General features: G+C 69.8%; 17 protein-coding genes and 1 pseudogene. 8 read left to right on the top strand and 10 right to left on the bottom strand.

The genetic code is table 11. The annotated features are described in order from the left end of the window. Positions 1-76 precede the first annotated feature (76 nt). The 6 genes from CH341_RS14280 to CH341_RS14255 form a co-directional block, all read right to left on the bottom strand. Positions 77-1,477 carry an MFS transporter gene (locus CH341_RS14280; RefSeq protein ID WP_111419685.1) on the bottom strand — a complete coding sequence of 467 codons (1,401 nt, stop codon included), beginning with the start codon at positions 1,475-1,477 and terminating at the stop codon, positions 77-79. Positions 1,478-1,665: 188 nt separating this feature from the next. Beyond that, entirely contained in the window at positions 1,666-2,730 is a 1,065-nt protein-coding gene (locus CH341_RS14275) for an NAD-dependent epimerase/dehydratase family protein (RefSeq protein ID WP_245431052.1), read from the bottom strand. Positions 2,731-2,755: 25 nt separating this feature from the next. Further along, a complete protein-coding gene (locus tag CH341_RS14270) occupies positions 2,756-3,853 on the bottom strand; it encodes a dihydrodipicolinate synthase family protein (RefSeq protein ID WP_111419684.1) in 1,098 nt (365 codons plus the stop codon). Positions 3,854-3,863: 10 nt separating this feature from the next. Beyond that, positions 3,864-5,459 (bottom strand): malonate decarboxylase subunit alpha, encoded by a 1,596-nt coding sequence (locus tag CH341_RS14265; RefSeq protein WP_111419683.1) that lies wholly within the window; start codon positions 5,457-5,459, stop codon positions 3,864-3,866. After that, entirely contained in the window at positions 5,456-6,199 is a 744-nt protein-coding gene (locus CH341_RS14260) for an enoyl-CoA hydratase/isomerase family protein (protein WP_111419682.1), read from the bottom strand. Before CH341_RS14260 ends, CH341_RS14265 begins: the two co-directional genes overlap by 4 nt. Next, positions 6,196-7,548: an FAD-dependent oxidoreductase gene (locus CH341_RS14255; protein ID WP_111419681.1), complete on the bottom strand. Its 1,353-nt coding sequence runs from the start codon at positions 7,546-7,548 to the stop codon at positions 6,196-6,198. The genes CH341_RS14260 and CH341_RS14255 overlap by 4 nt, the downstream gene beginning before the upstream one ends. Before the next feature lie 111 nt (positions 7,549-7,659). On the opposite strand from CH341_RS14255, the gene CH341_RS14250 reads away from it, so the two are divergent. After that, a complete protein-coding gene (locus CH341_RS14250; protein ID WP_111419680.1) occupies positions 7,660-8,319 on the top strand; it encodes a GntR family transcriptional regulator in 660 nt (219 codons plus the stop codon). Between the two features lie 220 nt (positions 8,320-8,539). On the opposite strand, the gene CH341_RS14245 is transcribed toward CH341_RS14250, so the two are convergent. Next, positions 8,540-9,283: a transporter substrate-binding domain-containing protein gene (locus CH341_RS14245; protein WP_111419679.1), complete on the bottom strand. Its 744-nt coding sequence runs from the start codon at positions 9,281-9,283 to the stop codon at positions 8,540-8,542. 66 nt (positions 9,284-9,349) lie between these two features. Then, positions 9,350-10,333, bottom strand: a complete 984-nt coding sequence (locus CH341_RS14240; RefSeq protein WP_111419678.1) for an SMP-30/gluconolactonase/LRE family protein — start codon at positions 10,331-10,333, stop codon at positions 9,350-9,352. A 277-nt stretch (positions 10,334-10,610) separates the two neighbouring features. On the opposite strand from CH341_RS14240, the gene CH341_RS14235 reads away from it, so the two are divergent. From CH341_RS14235 to CH341_RS14205, 7 genes are all read left to right on the top strand, one after another. Further along, a complete protein-coding gene (locus CH341_RS14235) occupies positions 10,611-11,051 on the top strand; it encodes a DoxX family protein (protein ID WP_111419677.1) in 441 nt (146 codons plus the stop codon). 162 nt (positions 11,052-11,213) lie between these two features. Next, entirely contained in the window at positions 11,214-12,167 is a 954-nt protein-coding gene (locus CH341_RS14230; RefSeq protein ID WP_111419676.1) for a VOC family protein, read from the top strand. Then, the gene (locus CH341_RS14225) at positions 12,164-13,114 is read left to right on the top strand and encodes an AEC family transporter (RefSeq protein WP_111419675.1); all 951 of its coding nucleotides are present in this window, start codon (positions 12,164-12,166) and stop codon (positions 13,112-13,114) included. Before CH341_RS14230 ends, CH341_RS14225 begins: the two co-directional genes overlap by 4 nt. Positions 13,115-13,532: 418 nt before the next feature. Next, positions 13,533-14,780 carry a cupin domain-containing protein gene (locus CH341_RS14220; protein WP_111419674.1) on the top strand — a complete coding sequence of 416 codons (1,248 nt, stop codon included), beginning with the start codon at positions 13,533-13,535 and terminating at the stop codon, positions 14,778-14,780. Between the two features lie 63 nt (positions 14,781-14,843). Further along, entirely contained in the window at positions 14,844-16,253 is a 1,410-nt protein-coding gene (locus CH341_RS14215; RefSeq protein WP_111419673.1) for a cytochrome ubiquinol oxidase subunit I, read from the top strand. A 5-nt stretch (positions 16,254-16,258) separates the two neighbouring features. Continuing rightward, entirely contained in the window at positions 16,259-17,251 is a 993-nt protein-coding gene (gene cydB, locus CH341_RS14210) for a cytochrome d ubiquinol oxidase subunit II (protein WP_111419672.1), read from the top strand. Positions 17,252-17,375: 124 nt separating this feature from the next. After that, entirely contained in the window at positions 17,376-18,806 is a 1,431-nt protein-coding gene (locus CH341_RS14205) for an FAD-dependent oxidoreductase (protein WP_111419671.1), read from the top strand. 370 nt (positions 18,807-19,176) lie between these two features. Here the strand turns inward: CH341_RS14205 and CH341_RS14200 are convergent, their stop codons facing one another. After that, on the bottom strand, positions 19,177-19,653 hold the full coding sequence (locus tag CH341_RS14200; protein ID WP_170149628.1) for an invasion associated locus B family protein: 477 nt from the start codon (positions 19,651-19,653) through the stop codon (positions 19,177-19,179). Between the two features lie 50 nt (positions 19,654-19,703). Beyond that, positions 19,704-21,121, bottom strand: a pseudogene (locus tag CH341_RS35885) (autotransporter outer membrane beta-barrel domain-containing protein). Positions 21,122-21,926: the final 805 nt, after the last annotated feature.

Here is a 21,926-nt window from a genome sequence, read left to right as displayed (position 1 = left end):
GAAGCGCCGCTTCCGCGGCCGCCTCGCGCTGTGACCGGAGCCCCTCGCCGCAGCGCGACGTTGGGGCTCTCGGCGACTACGGCGACACCTCTTCCAGGATCCGGCCCTTGGTCTCGATCGCGAAGGTGCCGACCACGACGGCGGCGAGCAGCGCGACGAGGCCGAAGGTGAGGAACACCGAGCCGAGGCCGTAGGCGATCATGGTTCCGACGATGGTCGGCCCCGCCATCGAAGCGAGCCGCAGCCAGGCGGTTGCGGTGCTGACGCCGATCGCCCGCACGCGGGTCGGATAGAGCTCCGGCGTGTAGAGATAGACGCCGATCGCCGCCGACGTCGCGAAGAAGTAGGCGCCGCTGCCGTAGATCAGCACGTCCTGCGGAGTGGTGGCACCGTTGAGCCAGAGGATGCCGAGGAACACGGCCGAGCCGGCGAGCGCCAGCGCGAACCAGGCGCGGCGGCCGACATGGTCGATCGTCAGCGCGCACAGGGTCGCGCCGACGAAGCCGATCGCGTTGCTTATCAGGCCGTAGCGCAGCGACTGCTCGAGCGGCAGGTGGAATACGGTGCGGTAGAGCGTCGGCAGCCAGGTGCCGATGCCGTAATAGACGATGTAGCTGCCGAACCAGATGAACCACACCACGATGGTGCGGCGCAGATAGAGCGGACCGAACAGATCGCGCCACGACGGCTTCTGCGGCGCCTTGCTCTCCGTCACCACGGCCGGCGGCAGCGGCTGGCCGGTCGCGGTGCGGGTCGCCTCCTCGATCCCGGCGAGCGTCGCGTCCGCCTCGGCGAGGCGCCCGTGGCTGGCGAGCCAGCGCGGCGATTCGGGCACGTGGCGCAGCAGGAACCAGATCAGCACCAGCGGGCTCGCGCCGAGCAGGAACATGGCCTGCCAGCCGAGCGTCGGCACCAGCCAGTAGCCCAGCACGCCGGCCGCGACCACGCCGACCGAGAAGATCAGCTCGTAGAGCAGCACGAAGCGGCCACGCCCCTTGGCCCGGGTGATCTCGCTGATATAGACGGCCGCGATCGGCACCTCGCCGCCCAGCCCGAAGCCCTGGATGGTGCGGAAGACCAAGAGCGATTCGTAGTCCCAGGCGAGCGCGCAGGCGATGCTCATGCTGCCGAAGGTGGCGATGCACAGGGCGATCGCCCGCACCCGGCCGATCCGCTCGGCCAGCCAGCCGAAGAACAGCGCGCCGAGGAGCTGACCCAGATAGCCGACCGAGATGAGAAAGCCGATCTGCGCACCCGACAGCTTCCACATCGGTGCCAGCACGGGCAGAACCTGGGCGATGGTCAGCGCGTCGAAGGCGTCGAAGAAGGTGGCGACGCCGATGACCAGGCGCACCTTGACGTGCCACGAGCAGATCGGCAGCCGCTCGATGCGGCTCGCGATCTCGGCAGCCGTGGCGCTGCTGCTCTGCGCCACGGACGGCGCGAACGTTCGACTGGGCAACACATCCGACGACATGACGTCCTCCGCGACCGCCGTTCGGGCGCGATGCGCCGCTGTCACGTCCCCGCCGACGGCCGACTCGCGGACGTGTTTCCTCGTTCGGCGCCGGGGGCCGGCGCCGTTCGGAGCCGCCGGCGGGGCCGGCGGTCGCGTGATGTCACGGGGGTGATCGATCGCGCGGGCGCGCGCTCGATACGACGGGATCAGAAGACCCCGGAGCGGACCTGGAACTTGCTCGGCTTGTCGTAGAGGGGCTTGCCGCTCTTCACCCAGTCGGCGACCCAGCGCACCTGGGTGCGCACCGGAACGACCGGATTGCCGAGCAGGTCGGCGGCGGCCTCGCAGTTCACCAGCAGGCAGTCGGTCTGCTCGCTGCCGGTGAACACCGGCTCGATGCCGAGCAGCTCGCCGAACTCGAGCGCGAGCCGCCGCACGCTGACCGTCTCGGGACCGCCGATGTTGATCGGCGAAGACGGCACCTCGCAGTGGCGCAGCAGGCGGATGATCTGGGCCGTCGCGTCGCCCTGCCAGATGATGTTGGCGTGGCCGGTGTCGAGCGGGATCGGCGTGCGCGACATCACCCAGGAGGCGATCTCCTGCAGGACGCCGTAGCGCATGTCGATGGCGTAGACGAGGCGGGCGATGCGGCCCGGCGTGCCGAAGCGGCGCGAATAATACTGGAACGTCCGCTCCCGCCCGACCACCGAGTTGGCGTATTCGCCGGGGCGCGCGAAAGGCGGCGTCGTCTCGCCGGTGCCGCCATGCAGCGGGTTCGACCACGGATAGACGTGGATGGTCGAGAAGGCGACGATGCGGCTGCCGGCGAAGGCTTTCGCCACGATCCCGGGCGCGATGGTGTTCATCGCCCACAAGAGATCTTCGCGGCCCTTGTAGTCGAACTTCATGCCGGCCATGTAGATGACGTTGGCGACCTTGGGCAGCGCGTTCACGGCGGCCTCGTCGAGCAGGTCGCAACGGATCGTCTCGACGCCCCAGGACTGCAGATGCGCCTCGAGTCCCGCCTCGGAGAAGCGCGAGACGCCGATCACGCGCTTCTCGGGCGCGGCCCGCTTGATCATGCGGGCGAGGCAGACCCCGACCTTGCCGGCGACGCCGAGCACCGCGACGTCGCCCTCGAGGTTCGCCAGATCCTCGACGACCGCGAGGGTCGGCATCGACATGAAGTCTTCGAGATGATCGACGTCGCGGAAGACATCCGGAAACATCTCCGGTCCCGACAGCACGTCGCTGGACTTGCCCTTGAGCATCACACGCTCCACCCCTTTGATCCGCTCACGCTGCGAGCGGAATGGTCTTGCCCTGGTTCGACAGCCAGCGGTCGAGATTGGCCCGCACGAAGGCGTCGTCGTTCATGTCCGGATACTGCGCGTAGACGCGCGCGATCTCGTCGGCCTGCCCCTCGCTCAGCGTCTCGGCCGGATCGAGGCACCAGGTGCCGCGCAAAAGCCCCTGGCGCTGCAGCACCGCGAGACAGCCCGGAATGCAGCCGGCGAGATCGTGGGCGGCGTCGTAGATGGCGCCGTTGCAGTCGGTGACCATCGAATCGAGCGCCAGGAGGTCGGCCGGCACGGCGGCGCCGTCCGGCACCGCGTGGATGCGGGCCAGCATCTCCACGGCCCTGCGGGTCCACACGCTCCAGTGCCCGAGCAATCCGCCCTTGATGCGCACGCGCGTCTCGTGCCGCCCGTCGGCCGAGCGCACGGCGAACGGCGCCAGCAGATCGAGCACCACATGGTCGTCGTTGCCGGTGTAGAGGGTGACGCGGCCGGCCGCGCCGGCATCGACCACGGCGCGGACGATCTCGACCGTGCGATAGCGGTCGAACGGCGCCATCTTGACGGCGATCACGTTCTCGATGTCGGCGAAGGCGCGCCAGAAGCCGTAGCTCAGATGCATGCCGCCGACGCCGGGCAGCAGCGCGAAGCCGATCAGCGGAATCTCGCGCGCGACCCGCCGGCAGTGGTCGAGGATCTCGGCCTCGGCGGCGCCGCGAAAGGTCGCGACATTCAGAAGCGCCGCGTGATAGCCGAGCGCGCGCGCGGTCTCGGCCTCGCGCACCGCCTGCTCGGTCCGCCCGGTGACGCCGGCGACCAGCAGCCGCGGCCCGTCGGCCCAGTCGGCCACCGTCTCGGCGGCGAGCCGCAGCACCGGCTCGTAGAGCCCGACGGTGCGGATCGCGAACTGCGTCGTATGCACGCCGACCGCGAGGCCGCCGGCCCCGGCATCCAGATAGTATCGCGTCACGGCACGCTGGCGCACCGGATCGAGCCTGCGCTCGTGGTCGAGCGCGAGCGGGTGGGCCGGCAGCACCGTGCCGGCACGCAGCGACGTGAGAAGAGCAGGCGGAAGCTCGGACCAGTGGAGCGGCATGATCGGTTCCTCAGCCGGCGAGCGCCAGCGTGGCGGGCGACGCCTCGAACAGGGCCGGATCCATGACAGGAAGCGGATCCGCGACGGCGAGCGGAGCATAATCCATGCGGTCGAGGACGTGAGCCCGCACGTCGACGCCGGGCGCGATCTCGGTCAGCACCAGGCCGTCGGGCGTCACCTCGAACACGGCCCGCTCGGTGACCACCAGCGCGGTCTGGCCGCGATCCCGCACGCCGTCCCGCACCCGGTACGTGATGCTCTCGGCGGTCTCGACGAACTTCGAGATCTTGCCGTCGCGCACGATGCGCAGGCGGCCGCTCTCGCAGGCGCAATCGAAGCCGCCGGTCGTGAACGTGCCGGTGAACACCAGCCGCTCGGCGTTCTCGGCGATGTCGATGAAGCCGCCGGCGCCCGGATTGGCGGCCCCGAAGCGCGACACGTTGACGATGCCCGCGGCGTCGAACTGCGCGAAGGCGAGCGCCGCGAACCGGCACAGGCCGCCGTCGATCACGTCGAACTGGCTGACACCGTCCATGATGGCGTCGGGATTGACGTTGGCGGAGAACTGCCAGTCCGACATCACGACGCCGCCATAGGATCCGTGCTCGGTCGTGAACCACCAGTCGGCGAGGCCGCCATTCTCGAACAGCCCCTGCTCCGCCATCACCAGCGGAATGTCGGCGGCGGCGCCGAAGCCGAAGATGGAGAGCTCGCGGCGGCGCACCTCGCGGGCGGCCCGGCGGGCGATCACCTTGTCCGGCCCCATCACGGGCCGCGGCAGCCGGTCGAGCGGCATGCGGGGGTCCGACAGATAGGCCGGCTCGAACGGCGTGCGCGTCGTCATCATCATCTCGGGAGCGACCACCACGGCGTCGACGAACACGCCCGGGATGCGCACCGCGGTGGCGGCGCGAGCCTCGCGCTCGACGATGCGGCGCACCTGCGCGATCACCCGGCCGCCCGAGGCCTTCGCGGCCAGCACCAGCGCCATGCTGGACGACACCAGCGCCTCGTCCTCCCACGACAGGTTGCCGTCGGCGTCGGCCGAGGAGGCGCGCACGATGGCGACGTCGATCGGCCAGGTCGGGTAGAACAGATAGTCCTCGCCGTCGATGGCGACGCGGCGGATCAGATCCTGCTCGGCGCGCGCCGTGAAGCGGCCGCCGCCGTGCAGCGGATCCACATAGGTGCCGAGCCCGACCCGGGTGAGATAGCCGGGGCTCTTGCGCGCCACCTCGCGCAGCCACTGCATCGAGGCGCCGAGCGGCCACGAATAGGCCTCGACCTTGTTCTCGCGCACCAGCCGCATCAGCTCCGGCCGCTTGCCCGTCACCGGATCGACCGGGTTGATGTAGGACCCGGAGACGATGCGCTTCATCAGGCCGTCCTGGGCGACGTGGTCCATGCCCTTGATGCCCTGCGCATCGCCGGTGCCGCACGGGAAATAGAAGGTCAAATCCCGCGGCGCGCCGGTGGCGCGGAAGCGATCGCCGAGCGCGGCCAGCACGGCGTCCGGCGTGATCCAGCCGATGACGCCGACCGACGCCACCGTCGCCCGGTCCGGAATGCTCGCGACGGCCGCGGCCGCGTCGACGATCTTGCTCATGCTCTCACCGTGAAGCGCGCCAGGGTCGCGGCGGCGGCCGGCCCCCGGCAGTCGTGGGCGAACGCCCTGGATGCGGCCGCATCGAGCCGCTCGGCATCGGATGCGGCGAACGGCTCGAAGAAGCGCTTGGTGCTGGTCACCGACTCGGCCGGAAGCGCCGCGAGCGCCGCCGCGTAAGCAGCCGCGCGGTCGAGTGCGCCGCCCGGCGGGGTCAGCAGGTCGGCGACGCCCAGCCGGTGCGCCTCGGTGCCGTCGATCGCCTCGACGCCCCACACCAGCATGCGGGCCCGCACCGCGCCGACGCGGGCGAGCAGCGCCGTCAGCCCCCAGGGCGGCAACCAGCCGTTCGCCACCTCGGGTAGCCGCCATTTGGCGTCCGCCGCCGTGACGACGACGTCGCACGACACCGCGAGGATGAACCCGCCGCCGAGCGCGTAGCCCTCCACGGCCGCCACCACGGGCTTGGACAGCAGCGCGATTTGTCGCGCGACGGCGGCCGTGACGGCTTCGTGCGCGCACATGTCGGGAATCGAGAGGCCGCCGAGCTCCTTCAGGTCGCTGCCGGCGCAGAAGGCGGGCGGCGCCCCGGTGAGCACGATCGCGCGGACCGCGTCGTCGCGGTCCGCGGTGGCGAGCGCGCGGTCGAGCGCCTGGATGCCGTCGGTGCCGAGCGCGTTGCGGCGCTCCGGACGATCGAGGGTCAGGCGCAGCACGGCGCCGTCGCGAGCCGACGTGATCACGACGGCCTCCCGTCGAGACCGGCGCCGTCGCGGTTCAGCACGAGCCGGAGATCCCGGCCGGCGATGTGTCGCGGCGCGATCTTGTCTTTCACCGTGATCGCGGCGGCGTGGCCGATGGCATGACCATAGGCGAAGCACTGCGCGGTGACGCGGGCCGAGGCGACCGCCTCGTGCTCGGCCGACAGGCAGCGCCCGGCGGCGAGCAGCTTCTCGCCCCGCACCGGGACGAAGCAGCCGTAGGGCACCTCGTAATAGTCGTCGAGCAGCCAGGCGACCTTCGGCTTCTCGCCGGCATGCAGCTCGATCGGCCAGGGCGAACGGGCGATCCCGTCCGCCGTCTTGGTCCCCGCGACGACATCGGCGTTGGCGAGCCGCGCGACGCCCTGCATCTGCCGGGTCTGCCGCACGCCGACCTGCACGCCGGTGTCGTCGACGAAAGCGCTGTCGCAGCCGGCCAGGTGATCGCGGAAGAAGCGCGCGTAGTCGCGCACCTGCCGCCTGCCCTCCTGCTCGGCCTCGGTGAAGTCGCGCCAGAACAGCGGATTGAGCTCGCGGCCGTCGCGCCCCACCACGCGGGTGCAGTTGCACAGGAGCTCGCCCGGCCGCGGCGTGGTGAACAGCCAGATCTTGCTGCGCGGCAGGTCGTAGCGGCCGGTGGCCCGCGCCGCCTCGATCGTCTCGGCGACCTCCGGCGGCATGATGGTGTCGTGGCCATAGGCGGCCTGGAACGCCACCGTGTCGACCCCGAGCAGGCGGAAGATCATGGTCGGGTTCTGCACCCGCCCGTTGTCGCCGACGAAGCTCGGCAGCCCGGCCATGGCGACCAGATCGGCGTCACCCGAGGCGTCGATGGTGACGGCGGCCCGCACCGTCACGCGGCCCTGCTTGGTCCACAGCACGACACCGTCGATCGCCTCGCCGTCGGTGAGCACGTCGATCGCCACAGCGTGGAAGATCACCTGCACGCCGGCGTCGCGCAGCAGCGCGTCGGCCGTCTCGCGCCATCTCAGCGGATCGTGCACGCGCGTGAAGGTCTTGCCGTACTTGACCGGCGCGGTGAGGCCGCCGGCCGCGTCGAGCTTTTGCACGAACTCCTCGGCGAAGCCGTGCACCACCTGCTCGGGCGCCGCACCGGCGCGATCGGTCGCCGCGTAGAGGCCGCACACTGTGCCGGACAGCCCCGCCACCGCGCCGCCGCCGCAGAAGCCGTATCGCTCGACCAGCGTCACGGCGAGGCCCTGCCGGGCCGCCGTCACCGCGGCCGCCACGCCGGCCGTACCGCCGCCGACCACCAGGACGTCGGTGGCGAGCGCTTCGTGCTCCCTGCAGTCGGTCGGACGCGTTTCCATGCGGCAGCTTCCTCGGGGGTGCAGCCTTCTTGTCGGCAACTGACATATCAGTTGTCGATAAGGCCGTCAACCTCTATGGTGTCGGCCTGAGACGAGAGGCGACCGCACCGCATGGCGCACCACGGCAGCACCGACACCATCGCCGAGACGGCGTATCGCCGGATCGAGGACATGATCGTGCGGCGCGAGCTGCCGCCCGGCTCGATGATCTCGGAGAACCAGCTCGCCGACGAGCTCGGCTGCGGCCGCACACCGATCCGCGAGGCGCTGCAGCGACTGCGCCTGGAGGGCTTCGTCGAGATCCATCCGCGGCGGGGCGTGCTGGTGTCGCCGATCGACGTGCGCCGGCAGCTCGAGCTCCTGGAGGTGCGGCGCGCGCTCGATACCCGGGTGGCGTCGCTCGCCGCGGCGCGGGCCACCGGAGCCGAGCGGACCGAGATGCGCCGCCTCGCCGCCGAGATGAAGGACGCGGCCCGTCACCGCGACACGATCCGCTATCTCGCCGCCAACCGCGCCGTCCACGGCATCAAGGCGGCGGCGACCCGCAACGGCGTGATGGAGACCATGCTGGCGGCCATCAACGGGCTGTCACGGCGGTTCTGGTACTCCTATGTCGAGGACACCGACGCGTTCCGCGAGGCCGCCGAGCTGCACTCCGCCATCCTGATCGCCATCGCGGACGGCGACGCCGCCGCCGCCGTCCTGGCCGCCGATGCGCTGCTGGATTTCCTGGAACGCCTCACCCGCGCCGCCATCGAGCCGAAAGGCTGAGGGGCAGCTCCCGCAGGTCCCGGCCGATCTCGAGCGCCACGTCTGTCTCGGAGCCCGGCGTCGGCGCAACGGCCACGTCCGCGCTTGGCGGTGGCGTTCCCGCAGCGCAAGCGCATCGTGCCGCGGGGGCGGGCCGCGGCCGACGCCGTCACGGTCAGCCGGCCGCGAGGCGACGGTCAACTCGTGGGGCGCGTTCACTCTCGCTTTCGACGGCGGGCGGTCAGGCCGGCGGGGCACTCCGGCGACCCGCGCCGGCCAGCGCGTCGTCCAGCAGCGTGTCGACGTCGTGATTCGCCTTCAATCTCTCGATCGCCTGGTTCAAACGCGCGACGAGCGCGTGCCGACTCTTCTCGACGGCGACGCCGAAGGGCTTCGGGTCGAACATGCCGCCGATATCGATGATCCTGTAGCGCTCGGGATGCTCCGCCCGTCGCTGCATGAAGGTCAGATTGATCATGTCGTTCGAGGCCGCATCCGCCTCGCCTTTCGCGACGGCTTCGAGATTCCCGGCACTCAACGGGGTGACGACCAGGGTCGCGCCCGGGAGCGAAGGGAGCGCCGCCTGCATCCGGCGGATCGACACCGACCCGGCCGTCACGGCGATCCGCTTTCCCTTCAGATCCTCGAATCGCTCGATCGTGCTGTCCGCGGGGACCAGGATCGCCTCTCCGGTGACGCAGTACGGAACGGAGAACAGCACCTGCTCCGCACGGTCCGGTGTGATCGTCAGCTGAGAGATCACCATGTCCACGACGCCGTCCTGCAGGGCCTGGATGCGGCCCGCGTCGTGCACCTGATGGAAGTCCACACGGTCGGGCGCGCCGAAGATGTCGGTGGCGATCGCCCGGGCGAGATCGGGCTCGAACCCCTCGATCGCACCGGTTCGCGGGTCCTTGTAGCCCATGCCGGGAATGTCGAAGGAGACACCGGCGATCAATCGCCCCCGCGATTGGAACTGGTCCATGCTGCTTCCCAACTCTTCGGATTGCGTCGGCTGCGAGTCGGCGTGACGGGCGTCCGAGATCGTGCGTCACCACCGGCGGACGCCGGCGACGCCGAGCTTGAACTGCCAGATCCGCTTGTCGCAGCAGGTGAACAGAACGTCGTGGTCGGGGCCGCCGAAGGTGAAGTTGGCGACGCCGGGGCTCGCGATCTCGCCGATCAGGTCACCGTCCGGCGTGAACACCTGCACGCCCGTCGTCGACGAGGTGTAGACCCGGCCCTGCACGTCGAGCTTGATCCCGTCCGGCCAGCCCGGACTGACGACCGCGAACAGGCGCTCGTTGCGCAAATGCCGCCCGTCGTGGACGTCGAAGGCGCGGACATGATGGGGGCGGCCGACGAAGTAGGTGCCGGGCGCCTGGATGACTCCCGAATCGGTAATATAGATCACTGTTTCGTCCGGCGAGAACGCAATTCCGTTCGGCTTGTCGAAGCCGTCGGCGACCACCGCGGTCTCGCCCGTGGCGGGATCGTGTCGATAGACATAGGCGCCGATCTCCGGCGGCCCCTTGAAGCGCTGCACCTCACCGTAGTTCGGATCCGTGAACCACACGGTCCGGTCGCTCTTCACCACCACGTCGTTGGGTGAGTTGAAGCGCAGCCCGCGCCAGCGATCGACCAGGGTCTCGACTGTCCGCGTGCCGAGATCCATGCGGCTGATGCGCGCCCCGGCCTCCCGCGTGCCCTGCTCGCAGATCACCAGCGCGCCGTCGCGGTCGAGCGTCATGCCGTTGGCCATGTTCGAGGGATACTGGACGACCTCGAGGGCCTCAGCCCTGAACGGAAACGCGTCACCGCTCAGCCGTAGGCGCATGATGGCGATGTTCGCGGGCCCCGGCTCGGGCACCGTGGTGAAGTACAGCGCGTGCTCGGCCGCGACATAGACGGGCCCCTCGTGGGCGTTCGTCTCGATCAGCACCCGTCTCTGGAAGTGCGACCCCAGCACAGCGCGGAAATCGTCCCGGTGGACCGTGAAGGGGGCGCCATCGCCCTGATCGGAGGACTGCTCCATGGCCTTCAGCCGTTCACCGGCTCGGCCGAGGCGAAAGGCCGGCGGCCCGGACGGCGCCGCGTGACCGGCAGCGGCGCGGCCGACCGTGGCCGGCCGGATCGCGGCTCTCCAGCGTGCACGTCGAAGCGGGCAAGTCGAACGTCGAGGTCAACGTCGCGGTCTCTGGTGCTGCCGTCGCGCTGCCGAATATCGCAGCGTGACTTTGATACCCGGTTCGGGGAACATACACCAATTCACAGGTTGATGAGGGCGTCCCGTTCGGGAGAGGGAATCTGCAATGAACTGGCTGATCAGCGACGGTCTGCCCCTGTTGGCGCGAGTCTTCATCGTCTGGATCTTCCCGTTCAGCTTCCTCGACAAGGTCATCAACTGGAACAGCGCATTGAAGCAGGCGCGATCGGGCGTCCTGCCCGGCGGGCCGGTTCTCCTGGTGCTCGCGATGATCTGCGAGCTGGTGACGCCGCCCATGATCGTGCTCGGGATCTACGACGGGATCGCCGCCTTCGTGCTCGCCGGCTACTGCGCCGTCACCGGCCTCGTCTATCACGCCTTCTGGACCTATCCGCGCTTCTGGTCGCCGCAGAGCGAGGGCTACCCCCACATCTGGGACTTCTTCAAGAATTTCGGCCTGGTCGGCGGGCTGATCCTGGTGATGTACACGAGCGGCTTCATCCTGGACGTGGGCCGCGTGTTCGCGCGTCTCTCGACGCCGATCTGACGCGACCGTGACCTCCGGCGAAGCGCACATGATGGCAGGCCTCCCGCTCCCGGCGCCCCGCGGCCCATCGCGCCGCGCCCCGGCCACGACGGCCGCTCGAGCCGGCCGGCTTCGCGTTCGGGTGTCGCGCCTGTGCCCGCGCGTGCGCCGTCGCGTGACGCCATGACCGTCACTCGGCTCGTCGGAATCAGCATCACGGCCGCGGATCCGGCGATCGCGGCGTTCTATCGGGATCGACTCGGGCTCGTGGTCGGGCCCGAGCAGGCGGTTGCCGACCCGGCCTGGGCGAGCCTGCTCGGGCTCGCGCCGGGGACCACGGCGCGCTCCGCCGAGGTCGCGATCGGCCGGCAGATCGTCGAGCTCGTCGCCTTCGACCCGCCGGGCGCCTCCTATCCGGCGGAGCGCGCGTCGAACGATCCCTGGTTCCAGCACATCGCCCTGGTGTGCGGCGACATCGCCAAGGTGTGGCGGCGGCTCCAAGGGGGATCGCCCGGGACGATCACGACGGGGGCGCCCGTGCTCCTGCCCCCCGGCACCGGCAGCGTGACGGCCTTCAAGTTCCGCGACCCGGAGGGGCACCCACTCGAGCTGATCGCGTTTCCGGAGGGCGTCGGCGCACCGGTCTGGCACCGGACGAGGGACTCCGGCATCCTCGGCTTCGACCACACGGCGATCTGCGTCACGGATGTCGATCGCAGCATCGCTTTCTATACCGAGCGGCTCGGCTTCAGGCTCGGCGGCCGCTCGCTGAACCGCGGCCCGGAGCAGGATCGCCTCGACGGTTTGACCGGCTGCGACGTGGACGTGGTGACGCTCGAACCCGCGGCGGAGCCCACGCCCCATGTGGAGCTGCTGCATTACCGGTCTCCGCCCGGCCGGGTCCCGACCGCCCGGGTGCGGTCGGGCGACGTGGCGTCCGTCCGCCAGGTTCACGCCGTCGACGACCTCGACGCATTGGTGCGGCGCTTGGAGCGGCACGACGTGCCGTTCGTGTCTCCGGGCGTGGTGACCTGGAGAACCGGCCGGAGAGCCGCCGCCATTCGCGACCCGGACGGCCATGTGGTCGTCCTGGTCGCAGAGGACGGAGCCGGGAGCGGGAGTGCGATTCGGCGATGATCTCGACCATCCTCAACGCCATGCTGCCGATCGTCGTCACGCTGGTGCTCGGCATGGTGGCGGCGTGGCACCAGGACTTCGACGCGAACGGCGCGCGCGTCCTCAACCGCATGGTGATGATCTACGCGCTGCCGCTGGTGCTGTTCACCGGCATCGTGTCGACGCCGCGATCCCAGCTGGTCGGGCATACGGCGTTGACCGTGGTGCTCGTCGTCGCGCTGCTCGCCAGCTACGTGATCCCCTTCCTGATCGCGCGCTATGCGGTCGGTCGCGACCTGATGAGCGCGGCGCTGCAGGCGCTCGCCATCGGGTGCCCGAATGTCGGGTTCGTCGGGCTGCCGGTTCTCGGCTATCTATTCGGCCCGTCCGTCGCCTCGATCTCGGTGGCGGTCAGCTCCCTGGTCCTGGTGGTGTTTCACATCCCGGTCACCGTGATGCTGCTGACCGCCGGGGCGGCGCAGCGCGGCGATGCGAGCGGGCCGCCGCTCGGCCTCCCGGCCCAGATCGCCGCCGCGCTGAAGGAGCCGATGGTGTGGGGGCCGCTCCTCGGCTTCGTCATGGTGCTGCTCGACATTCCGCTTCCGTCGCCGCTGATGAAGTCGTTCGACCTCTTGGGCGCCGCCACCGCCGGCGTCGCACTGTTCTCGTCCGGGATCACGCTGTACAGCCAGCGTGTGATGTTCAACCTGCCGATCGCCGTGTCGACGCTGTCCCGCAATGTCCTGGTTCCGGCGGTCGTCTGGGCCGCGGTCATGCCCCTGGGGGTGATCTCGGACGCTCAGGTGAAGGAGGCCGTGATCGCCCTCGCCATCCCGAGCGCCGTCGTCTGCGTGATCCTCGCCGTGCAGTTCAGGGCGGCGGAGCGCGAGATCGCCTCGACCATCTTCTGGAGCACCATCCTGTCGTTGCCGACGGTGGGCCTGTTCATCTGGCTGCTCGGCGCATGAGCGGCAGGCGCGCCCGCTCGATGCCGCCCCGCCGCCCCGCCCGCGCGAGGAGGGCCGCAGTCGTGGGGCTGTCACGGGCAGGCGTTACGCTGGCGAGCGGGTGCTCCGAGACGATCGCGTCGGTCCCCGGACAGAGGCGTCGGAGACAGTGCGTAAATCCGCCCCGGGGCTCGCGAATCCGTTACTTTACTACCCCTGTCCGACATGGTCGGGTGCCGCGAGCCGCAATCCCGATGCTTCGCACCACAGCAGGCGCCGAGGCGCCGTTCTCCCGACACGGGCGGAGTCCGTCGCCGAGCGCGGCACCGACTCCGAACGCGATACCCGAATTCGAGGTGGCCGGACCGTCTTCCGGCCCCGGATCTGCGATCACGACGAGACGGGCGAGCCACACGACTCAGTTCACAGTGGAGGAACAATGGATGATCTGTCGCGCCGGACGGTGTTGGCCATGAGTGCGGTCGGCGGTGCTGTCCTTGCGTCCAGCGATGCGGGAGCCGCGTCGTTCGGTAATCCCGACGAGCCCGCGCAAGGCGCGATCAACTCGACCCCGGCGGCGACATCCACACCGGGTCCGCAGAACCCGACGCTCGCCGCGCAGCTGCCGTCCTTCCAGAGCCCGCCGCCCACCGACGTCGGCACCATGCCGATGCTGTGGTCGTCCTTCAACATCATGCCCAAGCGCATCCAGGCGGGTGGCTGGGGCCGCCAGGTCACGATCACCGAGTTTCCCGCCTCCAAGGACGTGTCCGGCGTCGACATGCGGCTCGGACCGGGCGGCATCCGCGAGCTGCACTGGCACCTCGCCAACGAGTGGGGCATCGTCACCAGCGGCCGCTGCCGGGTCACGCTGCTCGACCAGGAGGGCCGCGCGTATGTCCAGGACGTGGGGGTGGGCGACCTGTGGTTCTTCCCCGCCGGCTGTCCGCACGCCCTGCAGGGCATCGGCGCGGAGGGGTGCGAATTCCTCCTCGTCTTCGACGACGCCCAACAGTCCGAGTTCAGCACCTTGCTGCTGACCGACTGGATCGCCCACACGCCGCCCGAGATCCTGGCCCAGAACTTCGGCGTGCCGGCCGACACGTTCAAGAACATCCCGCTGCACGATCTGTGGATCTTCCAGGGCAAGGAGGCCAGGCCGCTCGCCGCCGCACAGGCGTCGGTGGCGTCGGGCGGGACGCCGCCGGAGCCCTTCACCTTCTCTCTCACCGGGACCAAGCCGGTGAAGCAGAACGCGGGCGGCACGATCTATCTCGCCGACAGCCGCACCTTCAAGGCGTCGAAGACCATCACGGCGGCGCTGGAGACCTTCAAGCCGGGGGCGTTGCGGCGCATGCACTGGCATCCCAACGCGGACGAGTGGCAGTACTGGATCAAGGGCAAGGGCCGGATGACCGTGTTCGACGCCGGCCCGCGGGCGCGCACCTTCGACTTCCAGCCGGGTGACGTCGGCGTGGTGCCGAAGAACCAGGGGCACTACATCCAGAACACAGGAACCGAGGATCTCCAGGTGCTGATCATCTTCAAGGCGCCCGAGTATCAGGAGGTCGACCTGTCGAACTGGCTGACCCACACGCCGCCGGAGCTGGTCGCGCAGCATCTCAACATCGATCCGGCCGTCCTGGCCCGCTTCCCGAAGGATCAGGTCGGCATCCAGCCGGGCTGATCGACGCGGCCGAGACATCGTGACGACACCGCGCGAGACGACACGGCGCGAAAGGAGATCGGATTGGACTTCGACCCGGTATTTCTGTCGCGCATCCAGTTCGCCTTCGTCGTCACGTTCCACATCATCTTCCCGTCCTACACGATCGGGCTCGCGGCCTGGCTCGCGACGCTCGAGGGGATGGCGCTCGCGACCGGGAAGCCCGTCTATCGACGGGTGTTCGACTTCTGGCTGCGGGTCTTCGCCGTGTCGTTCGGCATGGGCGTCGTCTCCGGCATCGTCATGGCCTTCCAGTTCGGGACGAACTGGAGCGCGATGGCCGAGAGGACGGGGCCGATTCAGGGCCCGCTGCTCGCCTACGAGTCGTTCACGGCGTTCCTCCTGGAGGCGAGCTTCCTCGGCGTCGTGCTGCTCGGCCGCGCCCGGGTGCCGCCGGCCCTGTATCTGTTCGCCTGCTGCATGGTGGCTCTCGGGACGATGGCATCGTCGTTCTGGATCATGTGCAACAACAGCTGGATGCAGGTTCCGCTCGGCCACACCATCGTCGACGGAAAGGTGATCCCGGCCGACTGGTGGACCATCACCACAGGCCCGGTGGTGCGCTGGCGCTGGCCGCACATGCTGCTCGGGGCGTTCCTCACCACCGCCATGACCGTGGTCGCGACCGGCGCCTGGTACACGCTACGCGGCATGCATCGCGCCGAGGCGCGCGTCATGCTGAGCTGGGGCCTGGCGCTCGCCGCGGTCCTGATCCCGGTGCAGATCGCGGTCGGGCACTTCACCGGCGACGTGGTGCACACCTATCAGCCGGCGAAGTTCGCCGCCATCGAGGCCCGCTGGAAAACGCAGCAGCCGGCCTCCGAGGTGATCATCGGGATTCCCGACGAAAGCGCCGGACGTAACCTGTTCGCGCTGGAGGTGCCGCGCCTCGGCAGCTTCATCGCCTCGGGCACCTGGGATTCGCGCGAGATCGGCCTCGACAGCATCCCGGCGCAGGACCGGCCGCCGGTGCTCGTCCCGTTCTTCGGGTTCCGCATCATGGTCGGCATGGGGCTCGCCATGCTGGCGGTGTCCTGGCTCGGCCTGGTGCTGCGCTGGCGTGGCACCCTGGAGACGGCGCGCTGGTTCCTCTGGGCAGCCTTCCTGTCGTTCCCCACCGGCTTCGTCGCCGTGATCGCCGGCTGGTACACGGCCGAGGTCGGCCGCCAGCCCTGGATCGTCTACGGCCTGCTGCGCACCCGCGACGGGGTGACGCCGTCGCTGACGACCGAGACCGTGCTGATGTCGTTCGCCGTTTACGTGACCGTCTACCTGATCGTCTTCGGTTTCGGGGCGCACTACATCTATCGGCTACTGCGCGACGGGCCGACGCCCGGCGATCCGGTCCCGCGCGTCACCGCGGGCAGCCGCCCGATGGCGTTCGCCGGCTCGGCGGCGAGCACCACCGGCGGCGACGTGAAGGCCCGCGAGTGACCGCCATGGAAGCCTCGCCCCTCGTCCTGTTCTTCGTCGGCGTCGTCGCCGTCTCGGTCCTGATCTACGTGATCCTCGACGGCGCCGATCTCGGCGTCGGGATCCTCTTCGGCACCACCCGCGACGAGCACGAGCGGGACCAGATGATCGCTGCGATCGCACCGTTCTGGGACGGCAACGAGACGTGGCTGATCGTCGTCGGCACCGTGCTGTTCGCGGCCTTCCCGGCCGTCTACGCCGTGTTCCTGTCGGCGTTCTACCTGCCCGTCGTGCTCCTCCTGGTCGGCCTGATCTTCCGCGGCGTCGCGTTCGAGTTCCGCGGTCGCAGCGATCGGCTGCGACCGCTGTGGGACCGCGGGTTCTGGCTCGGCTCCACGGCGGTGGCCTTCGTGCAGGGTGCCGCGGTCGGCGCGATGATCCAGGGCATCCCGGTGGTGAATGGCCAGTATTCCGGCGGCGCCTTCGCCTGGCTGGCGCCGTTCCCGGTGCTGTGCGGCATCGGGCTCGTGATCGGCTATGCCTTGCTGGGCGCGTCGTGGCTGGTCCTCAAGAGCGAGGACGGATTGCGCGAGCGGGCCTATCGGCTGATCCCGTGGCTGGCCGGCGCCATGGTGGTCGTGCTGGCGGTCGCCACCGGGGCGACGCTCGTCGTCGCCGAGCGCGTCGCCAGCCACCTCGCGGGGCGGAGCTGGGGGCTCGTGCTCCCGCTCGTCGGCGTCGTCGCGGTGCTCGGCATCGTGCTCGGTGCTCGCCGGCGGCGCGACGGCATGCCGTTCGCCATGGCGGCACTGTTCTTCCTGATGGCCTTTCTCACCCTCGCGGTCCTGTTCTGGCCCTACATGATCCCCTACGCGCTGACGATCACCGACACGGCGGCGCCCGAGCCCTCGCTCGACTTCCTGTTCTGGGGCACGGTCGTCATCCTGCCGGTGATCTTCGCCTACACGATCGCCGTGTACTGGATCTTCCGCGGCAAGCTGCAGCGGGGCTACCGGTGACATCACGCTCTATGTCGACGGCGGCATGACCTGTTACCCTGGCTTCGCCATCGGCGGCTGAACCGGGGGACCGGACGCGCCGCATCCATTCCGGTCGAGCCGGGCTGCCAGAGGAGATCACGAGATGCAGGATCGCTACGACGTCATCGTGGTCGGCAGCGGGGCGGGTGGCGGCGCCGCTGCCTACGCGCTGGTCAAGGCCGGCAAGCGCGTGCTGATGCTCGAGAAGGGCGGTCGGCTGCCGCGCGACGGGATGACCCTCTCGACCATGGTGGTGTTCCGCGAGGGCCGGTTCTCCAACAAGACGGAATGGCAGGACGGCCACGGCAAGCCGTTCGTGCCGAGCGCCGAGCACTACAATCTCGGCGGCAAGACGAAGTGGTACGGCGCCGCGCTCCTGCGCTTCTCGGCGCACGAGTTCGAGCCCGACCCCGCCTTCCAGTGCCTCGGCTGGCCGTTCGGGCTCGACACGCTCGAGCCCTACTACGACGAGGCCGAGCGCATGCTGCACGTCAATCGGTTCGCCAACGAGCCGGAGCTGCAGTCGGTGATCGACAAGATCGTCGAGGACGATCCGGCCTGGCGTCCGGAGCCGCTGCCGCTGGGGCTGAAGCCGGAGATCGTGAACGATCCGCAGGAGGCCAAGCACTTCGACGGCTACGCCTCCGTCGCCGGCTACAAGGGCGACTCCGAGCTGTGCTTCGTCCTGCCGATCGAGAACGAGGCGAACTTCCGCCTCGTCCTCGACAAGGAGGTGACGGGCTTCCTGCATGCGAGCGACCGGCCCGACGTGGTCGAAGGCGTGGTCTGCGCCGACGGCAGCTACTTCTTCGCCGACACCGTCGTGCTCGCCTGCGGTGCCATGTCGTCTCCGCGCCTGCTGCAGGACTATTTCGCCGTCACCGGCCTCGACCGGACACTTCCCTGCGCCGCATCGGTCGGCCGCAACTTCCGCATGCACATCAACAGCGCCGTGATCGTCTTCTCGCCGTTCCGCGACTACGACGTCCTGCGCAAGACGGCGATCTTCTTTAACGAAAGACACCCGCACACGACCGTGCAGTGCCTCGGCTGGCTGGACGGCCAGCTGCTCGCGACCCAACTCCCGGCGGCGACGCCGGAGTTCTTCAGCGACATGATCGGGGCGCGGGCGCTCGGCTTCTTCGTCACCACGGAGGACGGATCGAGTCCCGACAACCGCGTGGTGTCCAATCGCGGCCACCGGCCGGTCCTCGACTACGAGCTCGACCGCATCGCCCCGTCGCGCGACGAGCACGCGGCCTGCATCCACGACTTCGAGCGCGCGTTGCGGCACGCCGGCTTCGCCGGCACCAGCCGCTGGACCGGGCTCGCCGGCACCTCGCACGCGGTCGGAACGCTGGTGACCGGCGCCGATCCCGAGTCGAGCGTGGTCGATCCCGACGGCCGCGTGCACGGCATGCGCGGGCTCTATGTCGGCGACGGCAGCGTGTTGCCGCGCACCAGCCGGGTCAATCCGTCGCTGACCATCTACGCCTGGGGGCTACGGCTCGGCCGCCGCCTCGCCGCCGGCTGATCGGCGCCGTATCGCGGCGGCATCGAGTTCGTCCAGCACTCCTTGGGCACTTTGGTTCTATTCGGCACCGCGGAGGCGATTCGTCTTCTGCAACGAGAGCACCGGCGAACCGCTTGCAGCGTGTAGGCGATGATGGCGTGTCGAACGGCGGGGAGACTTGGGCTGGAAACGACCGGCCCCGCGGCGTGATCGGCGCCGACACGCTGGCCAGGTGGCTGCGCGAAGCGCAGCCCTCGAAGGCCACGGCCGCAACGTCGGGCGCCGAGGACCGTCACTTCGGGAAGGACCGCGACGGCGATGTCGTCGTCCCATCGATTGCCGACGGGGCGGGAGGACGTGGTCGGGAGCGCCGCGACATCGCCGGCCGCCCTTACTTCACCTTGTCGAAGGCGAGGCCGAAGCCGAGGAGCGGAACCGTCAGGTCGATCGCCTTCTTGCTGCCGTCGACGAACGAGAGCTTCAGCTCGGTCCCGGTCCGCATCGCGGCCAGCAGGCGGTCCGGAACGGAGAGACCGACGAAGCATCCCGCCGCCGTGCAGGTCTGCACGGCCTGGCGCTCGGGCTGACCGGCATCGACCTTGATCTGCATCGGGTCGGTGAGGCTGATCCCCAACGGGACCTGGATCATCATGACAGCCGCCTTGGCGTCGCGCGGCTGGCGCACCAGGATCGACAGCACGAGCTGGCGGGTCTCGCGATTGAACAATTGCTGGACGGCGCGGCAGTCCAGCACCTTGCCGTCGCCCGTGCACTCGACCCGCCAGGCGGCAGCGTTGTCGGGCGTTTGAGCCGACGCACCGCCGAGCAGCGGCGCACCGGCCCCGAACAGGGCGGCCGCGATGGTCACGGCCGCTCGCCAGACGCGACGGCGAAGTCCCTTTGCCTCCCGATCCGCGCCTACCATGTGCCCTTGAACCCCACCGAGCCGGAATAGAGGCTGGAACGGTCGGAGAACTCGCCGTCGAAAGCGAGGTAGAACGCGCCCCAGGAGTTGACCTTCACCTTGGTGCCGGCGCTGACCGTGACGGCGTCGGCCGCGGCCCGCACGCCGTCGATCACGAAGCCGAAGCCGGGCGCCACCTGGAACGACGCGTCGATCGACCGACGATCGGCGAACTCGTGCCGCCAGGCCGTCCGCACCCAAGCGGTCGTCTCCAGCGGCGCGAAGGTGAGCCGCGTGTCGACCTGCACACCGACGAAGGAGGGCAGCGACCAGATGTCCCGATCGGCGAAGCTCAGCCCGAGCTGGGTGCCACCGACGCCCGCGTTGGTCTCGCGGTAGGCCCCGAGGCTCAGGCGGTCAACTGCAGCGCGACAAAGGGCGAGACATCGAAGACGTCGTAGCGGAATTTTCGTCCGACCTCGAAGCGCCCGCTGATCGACTGGCTGCTGAAGTCGCCGCCCAGCATCTCCAGGATGGTCGGCACCGGAACGATCGGCTCGTTGGTCCCCGGCACGAGCGCGGTGCGGGTGGTCTTGTTGTTGTAGAAGCCGCCGGCCAGCATGGCGTTGGTGTAGTACGCGCCCCAGCGCGACGCCTGGTAGGCGCCGATCTGCAGGCCCGTCACCGAGCCGGACGTGGCCCGGTCCGGCACCTGGAAGCGCTGCTCGCTGGTACCGATGGCAATGCCGACGATCGCATCCGGCGACAGCTGGCGATCGATGCCGGCCGCCGCCGAGACGCCGTCATAGGAGAGACGCCCCGCACCCGGCGGATTCTGCGCATCGACCGACGCGGTGTGGGCCGACCCCGTCGCCCAGCTCCGCCAAACCGGCGTCCAGGTCGACGGCGCGAGCGCACGAGGAAAGTCGGTCGCGCCGGTGCTCGCATAGGCGTTGTGCGCGGGCAGGTCGTAGGCGGCGAGCACGCCGCCGCCCGGCGACGTCGTCGAGCGCCACAGGTCGATCTGATTCCACACCGCGCCGATGAAGCGGTCGTCCGCCGTGAAGGTCGCCTGCTGGACGCCGCTGGTGCCTTCGCCCGACAGCGAGTCGTAGACCTTGCCCAGCCCCGCCACGGTCGGCTGGTAGAACAGCGCGGCCGCGATCGGCTCGAAGCCCGGCGACACGCCGGCGGTCTGGATGGCGTTGACGGCGTTGCCGACCGAATGCTGGTTGACGGTCAGCCCGCCGGGCGAGAAGTCGATCGTGTAGCTCAGCAGGATGGTGTTGAGGTCCGGGTAGACCAGGCCGTACTGGGCGACCGCGGTCGGCACGGCGTCGAGGCCGAGCGTGTCGCGCGTCGTGCCGGTGCCGAGCGCGGCCGACACGATCGTCACCTCGCGGGTGCCCGGCTTGGCGAGCCCCGGGCGCATGATGTTGAGGTCGACGACGCCCGAAAGGTCGGCGCTGCCGGTCAGGTTGGTACGGTCCGCCGTGTGATCGAGGAAGCTGAGGTCGAGCCCGTAGATGCCGGACGCGGTCTGGACCTCGTTGCCCGTGATGTTGGTGGTCAGCACCCGCAGATAGGCGCCGGGCGAGAACAGACCCTCGTTGGTGAGCGTGTTGCCGGCGCCCAGATACACGGTGGTGCCGGCGTTGAAGATGCCGGCGGCCTTGTTCTCGAAGGCGTTGGCGCCGCCGGCGAGATCGACCGAGCCGATCGTCAGGCCGGTGTTGACGATGCGCTCGCCGCCGGCCTCGCCCTTCAGGGTCATGCCGTCGATGCCCAGCACGGTCGTCACGATGCCGGCATTGGTGAGCAGGTTGGCGGCGCCACCGCTGAACCACACCGCGTGGCCGTTGCCGCCGCCGCCCGCCAGGGTGCCGGCCGTGTGCTCGATCGTGATGTCCTGGCCGAGGCCGCCGGCCCGGATCGACTGGGCGAAGATCGCGGTCGAGTCGAGACCGGTCGTGATCACGTCGGCATTGTTGGTCACCCGCACCGTCCCGGCGGTTCCGGCGCCGCCGACGCTGCCGGCGAACGATCCGGAGCCCGGAGTCGTCGCGAAGCTGCCGCCGCCGACCAGGCCGCCGCCGCCGCCGATGCTCTGGGCGACGATGCCGTGCGCCCCGAATCCGGTGGTGCCGATCGCCGCATTGTTGGTGACCGTCACGGCGGCTCCGTTGCCACCGGCACCGCCGGCGCCCGCCGTCACCGGCAGGAGATCGGAAGAGCAC

Origin of the sequence: Rhodoplanes roseus, from assembly GCF_003258865.1 — a bacterium.
Lineage (GTDB): Bacteria > Pseudomonadota > Alphaproteobacteria > Rhizobiales > Xanthobacteraceae > Rhodoplanes > Rhodoplanes roseus.
This window is presented reverse-complemented; position numbering and strand designations above follow the sequence as displayed.

Bases quoted from the DNA above. Each gene is read 5' to 3' on its own strand.
- CH341_RS14205 (WP_111419671.1), top strand. From the start codon at position 17,376: ATGCAGGATCGCTACGACGTCATCGTGGTCGGCAGCGGGGCGGGTGGC.
- CH341_RS14240 (WP_111419678.1), bottom strand. From the start codon at position 10,333: ATGGAGCAGTCCTCCGATCAGGGCGATGGCGCCCCCTTCACGGTCCAC.
- CH341_RS14270 (WP_111419684.1), bottom strand. From the start codon at position 3,853: ATGCCGCTCCACTGGTCCGAGCTTCCGCCTGCTCTTCTCACGTCGCTG.
- CH341_RS14235 (WP_111419677.1), top strand. From the start codon at position 10,611: ATGAACTGGCTGATCAGCGACGGTCTGCCCCTGTTGGCGCGAGTCTTC.
- CH341_RS14255 (WP_111419681.1), bottom strand. From the start codon at position 7,548: ATGGAAACGCGTCCGACCGACTGCAGGGAGCACGAAGCGCTCGCCACC.
- CH341_RS14225 (WP_111419675.1), top strand. From the start codon at position 12,164: ATGATCTCGACCATCCTCAACGCCATGCTGCCGATCGTCGTCACGCTG.
- CH341_RS14265 (WP_111419683.1), bottom strand. From the start codon at position 5,459: ATGAGCAAGATCGTCGACGCGGCCGCGGCCGTCGCGAGCATTCCGGAC.
- CH341_RS14220 (WP_111419674.1), top strand. From the start codon at position 13,533: ATGGATGATCTGTCGCGCCGGACGGTGTTGGCCATGAGTGCGGTCGGC.
- cydB (WP_111419672.1), top strand. From the start codon at position 16,259: ATGGAAGCCTCGCCCCTCGTCCTGTTCTTCGTCGGCGTCGTCGCCGTC.
- CH341_RS14275 (WP_245431052.1), bottom strand. From the start codon at position 2,730: ATGCTCAAGGGCAAGTCCAGCGACGTGCTGTCGGGACCGGAGATGTTT.
- CH341_RS14245 (WP_111419679.1), bottom strand. From the start codon at position 9,283: ATGGACCAGTTCCAATCGCGGGGGCGATTGATCGCCGGTGTCTCCTTC.
- CH341_RS14230 (WP_111419676.1), top strand. From the start codon at position 11,214: ATGACCGTCACTCGGCTCGTCGGAATCAGCATCACGGCCGCGGATCCG.
- CH341_RS14250 (WP_111419680.1), top strand. From the start codon at position 7,660: ATGGCGCACCACGGCAGCACCGACACCATCGCCGAGACGGCGTATCGC.
- CH341_RS14280 (WP_111419685.1), bottom strand. From the start codon at position 1,477: ATGTCGTCGGATGTGTTGCCCAGTCGAACGTTCGCGCCGTCCGTGGCG.